11 protein-coding genes are annotated in these 13,343 nt (G+C 46.2%); all 11 read right to left on the bottom strand.

The features are described 5' to 3' along the window. Positions 1-4: 4 nt before the first annotated feature. Positions 5-682, bottom strand: coding sequence for a DNA repair protein RadC (gene radC / locus U5O15_10135; GenBank protein ID MDZ7861001.1), 678 nt, complete (start codon positions 680-682; stop codon positions 5-7). Positions 683-913: 231 nt separating this feature from the next. Further along, positions 914-2,155, bottom strand: coding sequence for a rhomboid family intramembrane serine protease (locus U5O15_10130; protein MDZ7861000.1), 1,242 nt, complete (start codon positions 2,153-2,155; stop codon positions 914-916). Between the two features lie 363 nt (positions 2,156-2,518). After that, the gene (locus U5O15_10125) at positions 2,519-3,745 is read right to left on the bottom strand and encodes a hypothetical protein (protein MDZ7860999.1); all 1,227 of its coding nucleotides are present in this window, start codon (positions 3,743-3,745) and stop codon (positions 2,519-2,521) included. A 392-nt stretch (positions 3,746-4,137) separates the two neighbouring features. Beyond that, on the bottom strand, positions 4,138-5,211 hold the full coding sequence (locus tag U5O15_10120; GenBank protein ID MDZ7860998.1) for a C40 family peptidase: 1,074 nt from the start codon (positions 5,209-5,211) through the stop codon (positions 4,138-4,140). A gap of 22 nt (positions 5,212-5,233) precedes the next feature. Continuing rightward, entirely contained in the window at positions 5,234-5,431 is a 198-nt protein-coding gene (locus tag U5O15_10115) for a hypothetical protein (protein ID MDZ7860997.1), read from the bottom strand. Between the two features lie 269 nt (positions 5,432-5,700). Beyond that, the gene (locus U5O15_10110; protein MDZ7860996.1) at positions 5,701-6,555 is read right to left on the bottom strand and encodes an ABC transporter permease; all 855 of its coding nucleotides are present in this window, start codon (positions 6,553-6,555) and stop codon (positions 5,701-5,703) included. 109 nt (positions 6,556-6,664) lie between these two features. Beyond that, complete coding sequence (locus tag U5O15_10105) at positions 6,665-7,603, bottom strand: ABC transporter permease (GenBank protein ID MDZ7860995.1); 939 nt, start codon at positions 7,601-7,603, stop codon at positions 6,665-6,667. A 16-nt stretch (positions 7,604-7,619) separates the two neighbouring features. Next, positions 7,620-9,167 (bottom strand): ABC transporter substrate-binding protein, encoded by a 1,548-nt coding sequence (locus tag U5O15_10100; GenBank protein ID MDZ7860994.1) that lies wholly within the window; start codon positions 9,165-9,167, stop codon positions 7,620-7,622. 4 nt (positions 9,168-9,171) lie between these two features. Beyond that, positions 9,172-10,482, bottom strand: coding sequence for a GWxTD domain-containing protein (locus tag U5O15_10095; protein MDZ7860993.1), 1,311 nt, complete (start codon positions 10,480-10,482; stop codon positions 9,172-9,174). A 269-nt stretch (positions 10,483-10,751) separates the two neighbouring features. After that, positions 10,752-12,044, bottom strand: a complete 1,293-nt coding sequence (locus tag U5O15_10090; protein ID MDZ7860992.1) for an ABC transporter permease — start codon at positions 12,042-12,044, stop codon at positions 10,752-10,754. Positions 12,045-12,055: 11 nt separating this feature from the next. Next, positions 12,056-13,333: an ABC transporter permease gene (locus tag U5O15_10085; protein MDZ7860991.1), complete on the bottom strand. Its 1,278-nt coding sequence runs from the start codon at positions 13,331-13,333 to the stop codon at positions 12,056-12,058. Positions 13,334-13,343: the final 10 nt, after the last annotated feature.

Raw genomic sequence — 13,343 nt, 5'->3', positions numbered from 1 at the left:
CCTTTCAAAAAGATATAAATCCTCTTTCCTTCATACTTACAAAATCGGTTCCGCCTATAATCACGTGATCTATAAGTTCTATCCCCATCAATTTACCGCACCGCGCGAACCTTTCTGTCAGATCTTTGTCTTCACAGCTGGGCTCCGGGTCGCCCGTTGGATGATTATGCACTACTATTATCCCCGCGGAGCTTGATATCACTGCCTCTTTGAATATCTCTCTCGGATGAACCAGAGCGGCATTGAGAGAACCTACCGCTACTGTTACTATTTTGAGAATTCCATTCCTCGTGTTGAGCAAAAGCGCTCTGAAATGCTCTCTGTCAAAAGAACTCATCTCGGGGATCATCAATTCCGCGACATCCGCGGGGGAACTTATTCTCCGTATCTCCTTCTCTTTTACGGATATCAAACACCGCCGGCCAAGTTCGAAAGACGCCTTCAGCCGGATAGCGGCTACCCTGCCGATACCCATAATCCCCATTAGCTCTTTCACTCCGGTCTTCTCAATGTCCCGAAGACCGCCGAAACGGTCGAAGAGTCTCTGAGCCGTCATTCCGCCCGAACATCCTCCCCGATTCCCGAGAACAAGAGAAAGAAGATCAATATCCCCCATTCTCTCCATACCCCTGAGATAACCTTTTATTCTAAGTTCCCTTAGTGACGACCCAGAACTTCCCATTCCGCACCTCCCGGTCACTACCTACACATTATCAGAACAACAAGGCTGATTCAAACTGTTTTATACAGTCTAATCTAAATTAATTTCAGGAATTTGTGAAGAACTATTTATCTGAAATTTCACCGGGATTAAAAATTTTTTCCGTATAGAAATTAACCGCCTATTCTAATTGACAGCTCTGCCGCTGACAGATATTAGCCCCCGCCTTCTGTAAATATTCTAACATTCAGTTCACGGCAAAACGCTGACGAGATTACCCCTACACAGTTTTTCAAGCTCACGTCCCGCGAAACCTGTCCATTCCGACCCGGGGTACTCTTTCAGAATCCTTTTATAATACTCCAGCGCTTTGCCGGGCTCCTCGAGTCTCCCCTTGTATATCCCGGCCAGCCGCATAAGGACCAGAGGGACACTCTCGGATAATGGATATATATCGATAAATTTTTTGTAAACCTTGCTGGCGCTGTAGAATTTAAGCGACCTTTCAAGGCTGAATGCCATATCCAGGTAGAACTTTTCCTCCATTCTAAACAATGGTATACTTTTCGCGGCCTGAACAAAGGTTTCTTCGGCGATATCTCTTTCCCCTCTTTCCTTGAACAACTTAACCGCGGAGGCAAAATGACCGGCGGCTTCAGCTCTGCTGCCTGTGCACAGAAAAGCTCTCGCGGCCTCAGCTTGAACCGCCGGGTCGGAAGAGGAATCTTCAAGATAGCTTAGATATTCACCCTGCGAGGAAAACCACTCTGCTCTGCGAAAGTGTCTTCTCGCCTTCACGAGGTGTCTCTCACAGCGGGCGGACCGCAAACCCCCGAACAGGACGGCCACTCCCATACCACAGATAAATCCCCCTATATGCACGCCGTAGGCTACAGCCGCACTGCCGGCACCAAACTGCAAGAGCGCGTATACCCCCTGATAAAGCAGCCAGAACATAACGGCTAAAACCACGGGGACAGCTGTCTTTCCGGCTTTATTTATAAGCTGAAGCGGCATAAAAACCCAATAGGCGACTTTTATACGGCTGTAATAGAAATGTATCATAAACGCCCCCAGAATCCCCGAAGTAGCCCCGGAGGCCCCGCCCACAGGGTTGACCAGTAGTGAAGGCATAAAATGCCTCGCGAGGGCCAGATGTGTATACGCACCCGCCACGGCCGAGAGAACAAAAACGGCGAAAAACCCTCCCGCTCCAAGCTTAGATTCAAGCGGTCTTCCGAAGATAACGAGATAAACCATGTTTCCAGCGATATGCATCCACCCGAGATGCACAAACGCGTGTGTTACAGCCGAGGCAATTGACGGGTTTGAGGGAAAAAAGAGCAGGTTTGCCGGATTCCAGACGCCGCCATACGGCACATACTTCGAGATAATAAATATAATAAGAGATATTGCCACAAAAAACCTGGTAACAAACACCCTTTTTGTAACCTGTATATCAAGGCCGACCGGAATATAGTAGAAAAAATACAATGTATTACCTCTGGCTCAACAGCTTCCACCCGGCGCCGCTGCCCCACTCTGGACCTTAAGGCATGTCATATGCCGACTGAAGTCAACGTGACGGCAGCGCATCAACGCTAAACTGCCTATGAAACCAAGCAAGTTACAGGCCACAAGGGCTGCAAGGTCAAAAGGGGGTGTGATATTTATCATTAAAAAACACGGCTGAAAAAACCGGATAAAAGGTTTTCAGTTACTAATATTCTTCTTATAAACAGCGGGCGCTGTAAGTTCTTCCGCCTGAGGGGAAGCTTTAGTTTATTTTGCGGAAGAATAAAAAAGCGGGAGGCAAAAAATGCCCCCCGCCTCTTTTAAGCTAAACTGACCGTCCGATTAGAAATGATATACAGCGGTCATTTTGGTAATGACATGCTGGTCGTATTCATCATAACCTGTCAGCCAGTTACCAAGAACAAAAGGTGTCTCCTTGGCAAGCACGCAGTCGATATCAAAATCGCTTACGTGAAAAGCGAGACCGAGATGCCAGTCGAAAGGCGCCTCGGTAGCTTCATATGTCTCTTCATTTGTTCCATCATCATACGTATACTTCATCTTGCCTAATGATTTATAACATCCTGTACGTACTGTCAGCCATTCCTTTACATCAGTTTCTAGAGCCAGAAGGAAACGGGGCATGATAGTCCCAGTCAGTTCAAAGCTTCCGTTAAAACCATCTTCATAAACTGAAGGCTCAACCTTCATATACTTGAACGGCTCGATACCGAAGATTAACATATTGTCTTCGTTGACTTCAAAGTTCGCGGCCATACCGAGATCGAAACTCATAGCCTTTATACCTGTCATTTCTTCACCCGAAATGTAAAGATCGTTGTCATCCGCTTCCAGATTGTATTCCTGAGTAGTAAATCCTATGTATGGAATAAATGTAATAGTTTCACTATACTCATAGAAGAGCCTGCCGTTAAACTCCATCTTTCTACCTGGGTCAGCGCTGAGATCGCCATATGGTTCTGCGGGGTCATTTTCAACCGTCCAAGAAGCCATCGTGTAGTCAAAACCGATATCGGCGTACATCTCATCGTTTATGTCCATGCGGAAACTCGCGCCTATTGTGGTATAAGCTTGGGTTTCATCCATTTCATTCGTGCCGTCATCGTAAAGCATGCTTGCGCTGGCCCTGCTGAATTTAAAACCAAGGGCCATCTTATCCATCTCATAGGCATAGACGAGGCTATACTTGTTGTCAAGGGTAGAACTAAAAACATCGGAGTTAAACCATAAAGACATACCACCCATGATATCATTAGGACCGTGTGTATTTTCCATAAAGAACAGTCCTATGGTTCCATAATCTCCGTATTCGCCGAGGCCATAGATAAAACCATACGTGCCGTAGACGCCTTCTCCGGCTTCCAAATCGACTATCACGAGATTGGCGTAAGAGGGCAGTGTGGCGGGCCATTTAAAGATGTTAGCATCATCCTCTATATAATTGTCAACGTCACCTAAGGCGTTGAGTCTGCTTTCTGTTGCCATCGCGGGTACTGCTACAGCAGCAATCATGATGGCGGCCAGAGTAATCTTGAAAAACTTTTTCATTTTAGCCTCCTGTAAGGATTTTTCCCTTTCGGAAAATTCCAAGCTAAAAAAGATTCTATATCACCGTTTTCAGCAAACGGTTAGCTACATACAATTAACGCGAATTCATTTTTGAGATTCTAAGATGCGTTTAGAAACGCTACTTAATTCATCCCTCCTTTCAATAGTCTGTTTAAACCGGATCGCCCGCGCGACCGCGCGAACACCCTTCTTTCAACTCCTGATGGTAAAAACCATCAAAATTCTTACTGCATACCCCCTTCCAAAACCCCGCAAACTGCTACTCTATTAATTTGCAGGCAAAGCTAAACCAGTAAATGAACTCTGTCAACCCTTTTTTTAACTTTTTTTTAATTTTTTCTTAACTTTTTTTTAACTGACTTAAAATTATTTTAATCAGAAATAACGCTCCTCGAGGAGAAAAAAGACTCCGCCAACTCTCTGTCAAAGTATTTATCGGACTCTATCAGGCTTCCGGGGGTTACCTCTCCTCTAGCGTGAATGAACCTCCCGGAGCCTGTAGAAAGGGCTACATGAGATATTCTGCCCGCCTCGCGGAAGAAAAAGAGAGAACCGGGCTCAGCCCCCCTGCTTTCTCCGGGAACTGCTTTCTCTGAAACTTCATACTGAAGGTCGCTGTCTCTGGGAAGCGATACGCCCTCCATCTGAAAAACCCTCTTTATAAAACCTGAGCAGTCAAATCCCCTGGAAGTAGTCCCTCCCCATAGATATGGAATACCGAGGAAGACCCGGGCCCTGGATATTAACCTTCCTCTGTCAGCTTTCGCGCCCGGAGGATCGGAAATATCTGATATTCCAACAAATCCTCTTCTCCCGTCCGCGAGCGTAACGCTGTAAGAGTTATTCCCCGTCCCGTCAATCCTGACTAAACTTCCCGCGACAAGCTCACAGACTCTAACGCCTTCGCCTCCTGCCTGTGAATATACTACAGCTGTATTTCTCTCCACCATACCGTTAACGCTGCGCTTCCATTCTTCAATCTCACGGCGGTCCGCCCGCAAAAGACTCCACGAATAAACCCATCCGATATAGCCGTCGGGAAGTCTTACTAGAACCCAGTCCCCCCGCCTCATCAATCCCTCAAGCTGCTCTCCGGCTAATGCCTGAGTAATAAGTTCCCCCCCGTGGGAAGGAACGTTCCTGATATTCGCCACGCTGCCTCCAACTAAAAACAGAGTTTCTTCCCTGCCTCCTATAACCTTAAGCGCTACCTTAATGCCGGATGATGTCTTGAAAACAATTTTATTAAAACTCCTCGATAAAACCCTTGCGTCACCCATCTTTTCCATGACACGGCCGAAGACCCTCTCGCTGCTTACATCTATATTTGCCGATTCTCCCGGTCCGGGCTCAACTGACAGGTAGTAAAACCTGCTGTCGTCAGCGCCGAGTTCCTCGCAAGCTTCATTTACAAGTTCCTTTATATCATACAGCAGTTTTTTCATAATCCCCTGTAACTTGAAACTATTACCGGACATCGCCTGACAGCTCCCTCTCTTTTTCGATAATCCCCATGCCCGGCGGAATATCTCCTGTAAAATCAATAAATAACCTCGAATGCTCCGGTTTGTCAACTGCTATAACCATTTTGGAGTTTCCCCAATTTTTATAACCTATAAGGTAGTCGATGATTTGTAACAGTATGCGGCTGATTGATATTTTCAAAACCCTCCGGAGGGCGAGCGGGCAAGGATTTCTGGCCCGAAGGGGCAGAAAGAGCGAGCCCGAGGTGCAGAGCGTACAATTCCCTCGCCGGGGGAATTGACCAGGATTTTGAAAATATCAATCAGCCGCACTCATCAGCAATGAAAGCCCTATTCCACTTACCAATCCTGATAACTGATTGTATCTCGAATTGTTAGCAAAATACTTACCAATTTCCGGGGAATGTCCTGCTATAACCATTGAGATCAGAAAAACCCAGCTTCAACCATTCATTCCTTACCCTTAGAGTAAATATATTTCGGGTCAAACGCGTCTCTTAACCCATCGCCGACCAGATTCAGCGAGCAAATTGTTAAAGAGAGAATGATCCCCGGAAATATCGTAAGCCACCAGGCGGAACGCATAAATATAATACCATCCGATATCATTCTGCCCCAGCTCGGCGAAGGGGGCTGGACTCCCAGACCGAGAAAGCTCAAACTCGATTCAGCCATAATCGTCATTCCGAGGCCCATCGTATATACGACTATTACGGGGGATAAGCACTGCGGGAGAATATGCCTTATTACCAGAGACAGATTGCCCGCTCCGGATGATTCCGCCGCCTGAACATACTCCCTTTCTCTTACAGTCATAACCTGGGCTCTTACCAATCTGGCTATCGCGGCCCATCCTACTATCCCCAGAACCGTAATAAGTGTGGAAATCCCAGGTGCTACGACAGCCATAATCGCCACAAGAAGAAGCAGTGTCGGAAAAGCAAAAGTGATATCGGCAAAGCGCATAATTACTGAATCGATTCTGCCCCCGTAAATACCCGCTATTACACCCATTACAAGACCGATAAAAAGAGAAATAGTTCTCGCGGCAAGGCCCACCCCGAGTGAAACCCGTGAACCGCGAGTAACCCTGGAGAAAAGATCTCTGCCGAAAGAATCGGTCCCCATGGGATGCTCAAGAGATGGTGGTTGAAGAGAGTTGTCAAGATCTATACGCGCCGTACCTGCCGGAGCGATAACGTCGGAGAGCAATCCAGCTGTAATTATAAGCGCGAGAACGATAAGCGCCGCGAACGCGATACGATTACCGTAAAACCTTCTGTAAAAAGCTTTCAGATTACTCACCTATTCCGTCCTGCTGAATATGTCAAATATTATTTTATCAATTATTACTGCCTTTCTTTCGGCATTCACGCCGCCCGCATTCAAAAATCCGCTAAACTAAAAAAGGGTTCTATCCTCTCTTTCCCTCTACTCTGACCCTGGGATCTATAAATCCATAACTTAAATCCACCAAGAGATTTACAAGCACGAAAAGCAAGGCCATAAAAAGCACCGCTCCCTGAATAACGGGAAAATCACGCTTGAGAATCGCCTGTACTATATGTCTGCCCAGTCCCGGCCATCCGAATATGGACTCGGTGAGGACCGAACCGCCGAGATAACTCCCGAAATCCGTTCCAACTATAGTAATAACGGGAATAAGCGCGTTTCTTACAAGATGTTTCGCGAAAACGACAAATTCATTCAGCCCCTTGGCTCTCGCGGTCTTTATAAATTCCTCGGAGGAGATGTCAAGAAAACTTGAGCGCGAGACTCTGGCCACCGTCGCCATAGAGGCAAAAGATAACGTTACGGCGGGAAGAATCAGATATCTCAGTGAACCATTTCCGTATCCCGAGGGCGGAAGGAGCGAAAGTTTGATGGCAAAAAGATATATCAGCAGCAGACCCAGCCAGAATACCGGAATAGAGACGCCAACGAGAGAAAATGTCATAAGGCCCCGCCCCAGCCACCTGAAGCGCTTCAAAGAAGAAACAGCTCCGATAACTACGCCCGCCGCAACGGCAATCAGCATGGAGGTGAAAGCTAAAACCAGTGTGCGGGGGAAATATTCCTTTATCGATTCAATAACGGGCCGGCCTGTCATAAATGACCTGCCGAAATCCAGTCTTGCCACTCTGCCTATATAATCGGCATATTGTAGAGGAAGGGGCTTATCAAGCCCGAACTCCTCCCTCATTTTCTCTATCGTCGCCTCATCGTATCTTTCTCCTACAAGCGAAAGTACCGGATCGCCGGGTATGATATACATTATAAGAAATGTCACGGTTATTACTCCGAAGAGGATCGGAATAAGCTGAATTACTCTTCTTGTTATAAATTTAAACATTATCAGAGTCCGCCCCTTAGAGGGAAACTTCCAGAAACCGCTGCCCATTGAATATAACCGGAATATGATATCCTTTCAGTCTGTCAGAGACAGCCTCATACCTGACAGGAAACCACAAAAATATCCACGGCGCGTCGCCGTAGATAATCCCTTCAGCTTCATGGTAGAGCTTCATCCTCTTATCTCTGTCAAGCATGCCGGAAGCTCTGTCAATGAGAGAATCCACACGAAGATTTTTATAACCTGTTCTGTTGCCCCCTCCGCCGGTGTTGGAAGAATGAAAAAGAGGAGCAATAAAATTTTCCGCGTCGGGGTAGTCGGCAAACCAGTCAAGATAGAAGGCGTCCGGGGTCTTGTGATCCACAGCCTGCTTGAAAGCGCTCCAATCCCTTGTTACAATCTCTACGTCAACGCCGATATTCCCCAGATAGGCCTGCACACATTCTAAGATTCTCCCTCCCTCGGGACTTTCCCTCTGCCATATTTCCATTGAGAAGCCGTTTTCAAGCCCTGCTTCACAAAGAAGGCTTTCCGCCTTCTGTGGATTGTATCTGTAGATATCAGACTCGAGGGGCTCGCTTCTCAGCATGGGAGGAATGACGCCAACCGCCTTTCTGCCCGCGCCGAAGAGTACTTTCGCGATTACAGCTTCCACATCAACCGCCATATTGAGAGCCCTTCTTACACGGACGTCGTCGAATGGATATCTTTGTGTATTGAATCCTATATATACAATACGGAGCTCTTCTGTTTTTTCCAGATTCATACCGGCGGAGCGCCACCTTTTAAGTTCCGCGTGGGGTATCTTTAAGATATCCAGATTACCAACTTCGAATTCAGCTATCCTCGTCATAGCTTCCGGAATAAACCTGAATAATATCCCCTCTATGCCTGCCTTTCCGCCGGCATAAAAATCGTTCGGTTTGAGAATCATCTTTTCACTCCGGACCCACCGCGAAAGGCGCCAGGGCCCGCTTCCACGGGGTTCAACGCCGTACCTTTTACCCTCTTCCCCAATCTGCCCGGGGCAGACGATTCCGGCGGCGGGCATAGAGAGAAGACTCAGGAAATGCGAGGCTCTTTTTTCAAGCCGGAGGGCCACTGTGGAATCATTAATAACTTCCACAGATTCGGCGTTCCATTCACCATTTTCATGATAATTCCGGGCGCCTTGCAACGGGGCAAGCACCCACCACCTGGGAGAAAGAGTTGAAGGGGAAAGAAGCCGCTTGAAAGAAAAGAGCACGTCGCGCGCTCCTACTCTCGTACCGTTTGAGAAACGGCCGCGGCCAAGGTGAAAGATATAACCTTTCCCGCCGTTTATAACTTCCCAGCTTTCAGCCAGGTCTGGACAAACCTTTCCCTTCGGGTCAATTCTGACAAGATTGGAGTGTATAAGTGAAGTTATAAGCCCCGAGCTGTAATCAACGGCGTAGGCGGGATCAAGAGTCGAGGGCTCTGTCTGAAGCGCCCTTCTCAGGATAGGCGGCTTATCCCTATCCGCGCAGGAAAATAACAGGAGAAAAACAAAAGCTAAAACGACTTCTGGGAATGCCTTTTTCATATATTCAGAAATTCCTCGTACTTAAATATCTATAATCACCCGTTCCGAACTTATCTGTGAATATATAAATAACCCCTCTTGAGTAATAATACCAGAACTGATAATACCCGCCGGATTGCACGCTTCGCCTCGTAACAATCTTGTCGGGCCTGCCGTTGCTGATAAATATCCTCCCCATATCAGTCTTCCATCCGCCGGAGCTATCTGAATAATGTTTTAACACATAATTGATATTCCTCAGAAATTCCTGATAATTATAAGATCCTCTGCCCCTCTCCGCCACCCTGTCACTCCAGAATTCTTTCCACTCATCTATTCTATCCTCGGGAGAGGCTGTAACGATAGGTTTTATTTCATCCTCGGACGCTACAAGCAAAAGCAGATCCTCTGTTTCTTCGAAATGCTGACGCAGCGACCCTCTGTTAAAAAGAACCGCGAATTCCTTCCTAACAAGATCCTTACGCTCAGTTTCTTCAATTTCAGCGCTTATTTCCATTAGGTAAACACCTATATGATAATTATCAACGTTAAAGTCAAAACAAACGATCGAGTGTCCTGTCTCATCGAGATAAACTTGCTGCCTGTTGTATAAAATAATCCCGCCTCTGTAATCGGATATTTTAATAGAGACTGAACACTTTTCACTCTTTTCATCATACGAAGAGACGGAAAGATTAAAAGAGGCTCTGAGCCACATATTAAAATCAGCGTAAGTGTCCTCGGAGCTGATTTTGAAACCGGTTGTTACGGGAGCCGCGCAAGTTAAAACCTCAATTTCGCCGCGGGGGGGTTTTTCCGCCTTTCTGCTCTCTGTCGGAATTGATAAAAGGGGTTCTGATAAACTGACGGCGCCTTCTGAAACTCCGGGTATTTCTATGTCTGTTTCACGTTTATACTTTATATTCGTACCAATTACTTCTATAGTTCCCTCGACTCTGTATCTGCCCGGCCGCAAATATATTCTTCTGTTAATTCTGGTTATTCCGGACGGGGATTTAGTAGCCCTGTAGGTTGGCAGCTTCACATTATTTTCCCATACGTCACCCCAAACAGACCTGTCCCGGCCCCTTTCGAAGATCTGTATATAAACCCTGTAATCCGCTTTAAACCGGTCCTGCTGTTTAAAGAAGACCAAACGCCTGTACTCTATGGATATACCAAGGTCCAGATACACTTTCGCGCTGTCGTCATAGGCATAAAACGCGGAGAGCTCAAAGGGCCTCTGACCTTTGTAATCCTCACCCATTATTAACCGGCACGGGATAATGGTAAGAAGGAGCGCTGAAGCGGCCGCGAAAAAGAGTTTTCTATTCATCAAAAGAGAGATCATAAAATTATAGATTCTAAAGAAAGAGGTTCACTCTTAAATTATCTCTAAACATATGTACTTGCAAGACAGACATATCTTAACAGACTGTTTTCATCTGAATCAGTCCGTCGATTTCAAGTATAGCGCCAGTGCCGCATAGAGAGCAAGCGTGGATTTATACGGGAGTTTTCCGGCGTTTATTTATCGGGTCTTTAATGTCTCAAGAAGCGGGCTTTATTTATCTGAAGGTAATTTCGAAGTTGAAGTCGCCCCTTTCACTCAACTCTCAGAGCGTCAATAGGGTCCATTCTCGCCGCTTTGTTAGCTGGATACAAACCGAAAATCAGTCCTATAGACGCCGAGAAAATAAATGCTATAACTATCCAGATAAAAGGAACCGAGTAGGGAAAACGTATCAGAGTTGCTACTCCCCGCGCCGCGAACAACCCCATAACGATCCCTATAATTCCCCCAAGACCGGTCAGCGTCGCCGCTTCAATAAGAAACTGCTGAAGAATATCCTTTTTATTGGCCCCCATCGCCATTCTTATACCAACTTCCCTGGTCCGCTCGGTAACCGAAATCAGCATAATATTCATTACTCCAATCCCGCCGACCATCAATCCAATCGATGAAATCACAACCAGAATCAATCCTATGTATTTTGTTATATTCCCCAGCATCTCTCTGAATGTCTCAGATGTGGTTACATGAAAATTGTTTCTATCCCCCGGATTAACCCCTCTTCTTTTCCGGAGTAAAGCAGTGATTTCTTCCATTCCTTCCTCAAGTGTATAGCCGGAGCGCATTGTTACCGCAATCTGATATTCATCCCGCCTGCTTGAACGATCCTTTTCATAGACAGTATATGGAATCACCGCGTAATTATCGCTTATACTTCCCATTATATTCTCTCTTGATTCCATGGTGCCGACAACCCTGTACCTGTTGGCACCTATTTTAATCGTTTTCCCTATAGGATCCCTGTTGGGGAAGAGATCCTTGGCCGGGCCATAACCAAGAACAATAACTCTAGTCTTGTGATCCTGTTCAAACCGAGAAAAGAATCTTCCCCTGCCGATCGTAAAATTGAACATATAACCGAAGTTATACGAAGCGCCCAGTATCTGAATAAGGTTGGTCCTCTCATTCCCGTAGCGAAGAACACTCATCGATCCTTCAGAATTAACCTGAAGATCAACTTTGTCTACCGTTGAACATTCCTCTGCTATCGCGGTCGCGTCACCGCTTGTCAACTTCTTACGCCTCATCAGATCGCGCCTGTCCTGTGAATTTGAGAATGGATCAAACCTGCTCACTATTAAATACGGCTTGTTAACCGAAAGGATATCCTGCTGGACCCTCTTCCCGAGACCTGACATGACTGTAACTATAGTCAGAACAGTTGTCACGCCGATAGCCACACCAAGAATAAGAAGTCCCGAACGCATCTTATGACTGAGAAGAACATCAACCGCCTGTTTCAGATTCTCATACCAGACGCTGGCTGCCGAACGCCGTAAGGTGACTTCGTCCGCCCTTTTTATATTGCTTTCCACATCTTTCATAAAATATTCACCTACTCGTGATGAAGGGCTACAACAGGATCAAGTCTGGAAGCCTTACTTGCCGGATATGTACCGAAAATAACACCAATAAGAAATGTTACCGTGAGACCGGCCGCGATTGACCACGGAGCAATCAAATACGGCAGTGGTGATAAGAGCGAAATTACAGCCGCGATAGTAAAGCCCAGAGCAATACCTATAATCCCTCCCAAAAGAGAAAGTGTTATTGATTCAACTATAAACTGCCAGATGATATCCAGTCTTCTTGCTCCGATCGCTTTTCGTATGCCAACCTCTCTTGTTCTTTCAGTTACAGAGACCAGCATCACGTTCATCAATACTACCCCTCCTACTACAAGAGCTATTGAAACCAGAAAAATAAGAGCTTTGAATATCGAAGAGGAAATGTTTTCCCAGAGAGAAACGAGCTGTTTTGAAGTCGATATACTGAAATCGTTCCTTTCCGTCGGATGAAGCCCGTGCCTTATTCTCATGGCTATTTCGGCTTGTTCAACCGCGTTGCCCAGCAGCTCTACATCGGCGGCTTTTACCTTTATTGAAATAGATTCTCTCGATCCGTACATTTTTAGAAATCTTGTAACGGGAATATAAACAAATCTGTTTCTTGATTCACCAAATACAGTTCCCCGATCCTCGGCAATACCAATTACTTCAAAATGTTCCCTTCCTATTTTCAGCGTTCTACCGATCGGGCTTCTGCCGTCAAAAAGATTCTTATATACATCCCACCCTATTACAGCTACTTTATTGCTCCTCTTAATTTCCAGCCGCGACAGATGCCTTCCCGCGTAGAGTTTTACATTTTCTATGACAGGATACTGGACCGACCTTCCCCGTACTTCAGCGCGGTCTACCCAGTTGTCCCGGTACGACATTGAAGATCTGTTATCCGCGGCAGCCCCCACAGATGAAGCAGAAGGGATATTTTTCCTGAGATAATCGGCGTCTTCGAGGAGAATCCTCTTATTCCTGGCAAGAGCTTCCAGAAATTCGTCCAGGTCTGTTATTGCTTCCAGAAAATTAACTCTTTCCACCGTAAACACATTGCTGCCTTCATTTGCAACTTCTTCTCTTATATAATCATCTATCCCCCCGATAAGAGAAACGACAGCTATTACGGACATAGTCCCGACTATATTCCCCAACAGAGTCAGAAAAGTCCTGAGTTTATTCTCAAGTAAGGCTTTGAGCGCTATTCGAACACCCTCTAGAACCATATTCGATACTCCCAGAAAATAACCGCGGCTCTCCCCGGTGTACGTTAACAAGTTGTTATTC

Source organism: Candidatus Krumholzibacteriota bacterium (assembly GCA_034520215.1).
Lineage (GTDB): Bacteria > Krumholzibacteriota > Krumholzibacteriia > Krumholzibacteriales > WJIX01 > JAGHBT01.
This window is presented reverse-complemented; position numbering and strand designations above follow the sequence as displayed.

Bases quoted from the DNA above. Each gene is read 5' to 3' on its own strand.
- U5O15_10090 (MDZ7860992.1), bottom strand. From the start codon at position 12,044: ATGAAAGATGTGGAAAGCAATATAAAAAGGGCGGACGAAGTCACCTTA.
- U5O15_10100 (MDZ7860994.1), bottom strand. From the start codon at position 9,167: ATGAAAAAGGCATTCCCAGAAGTCGTTTTAGCTTTTGTTTTTCTCCTG.
- U5O15_10105 (MDZ7860995.1), bottom strand. From the start codon at position 7,603: ATGTTTAAATTTATAACAAGAAGAGTAATTCAGCTTATTCCGATCCTC.
- radC (MDZ7861001.1), bottom strand. From the start codon at position 682: ATGGGAAGTTCTGGGTCGTCACTAAGGGAACTTAGAATAAAAGGTTAT.
- U5O15_10120 (MDZ7860998.1), bottom strand. From the start codon at position 5,211: ATGAAAAAACTGCTGTATGATATAAAGGAACTTGTAAATGAAGCTTGC.
- U5O15_10125 (MDZ7860999.1), bottom strand. From the start codon at position 3,745: ATGAAAAAGTTTTTCAAGATTACTCTGGCCGCCATCATGATTGCTGCT.
- U5O15_10095 (MDZ7860993.1), bottom strand. From the start codon at position 10,482: ATGAATAGAAAACTCTTTTTCGCGGCCGCTTCAGCGCTCCTTCTTACC.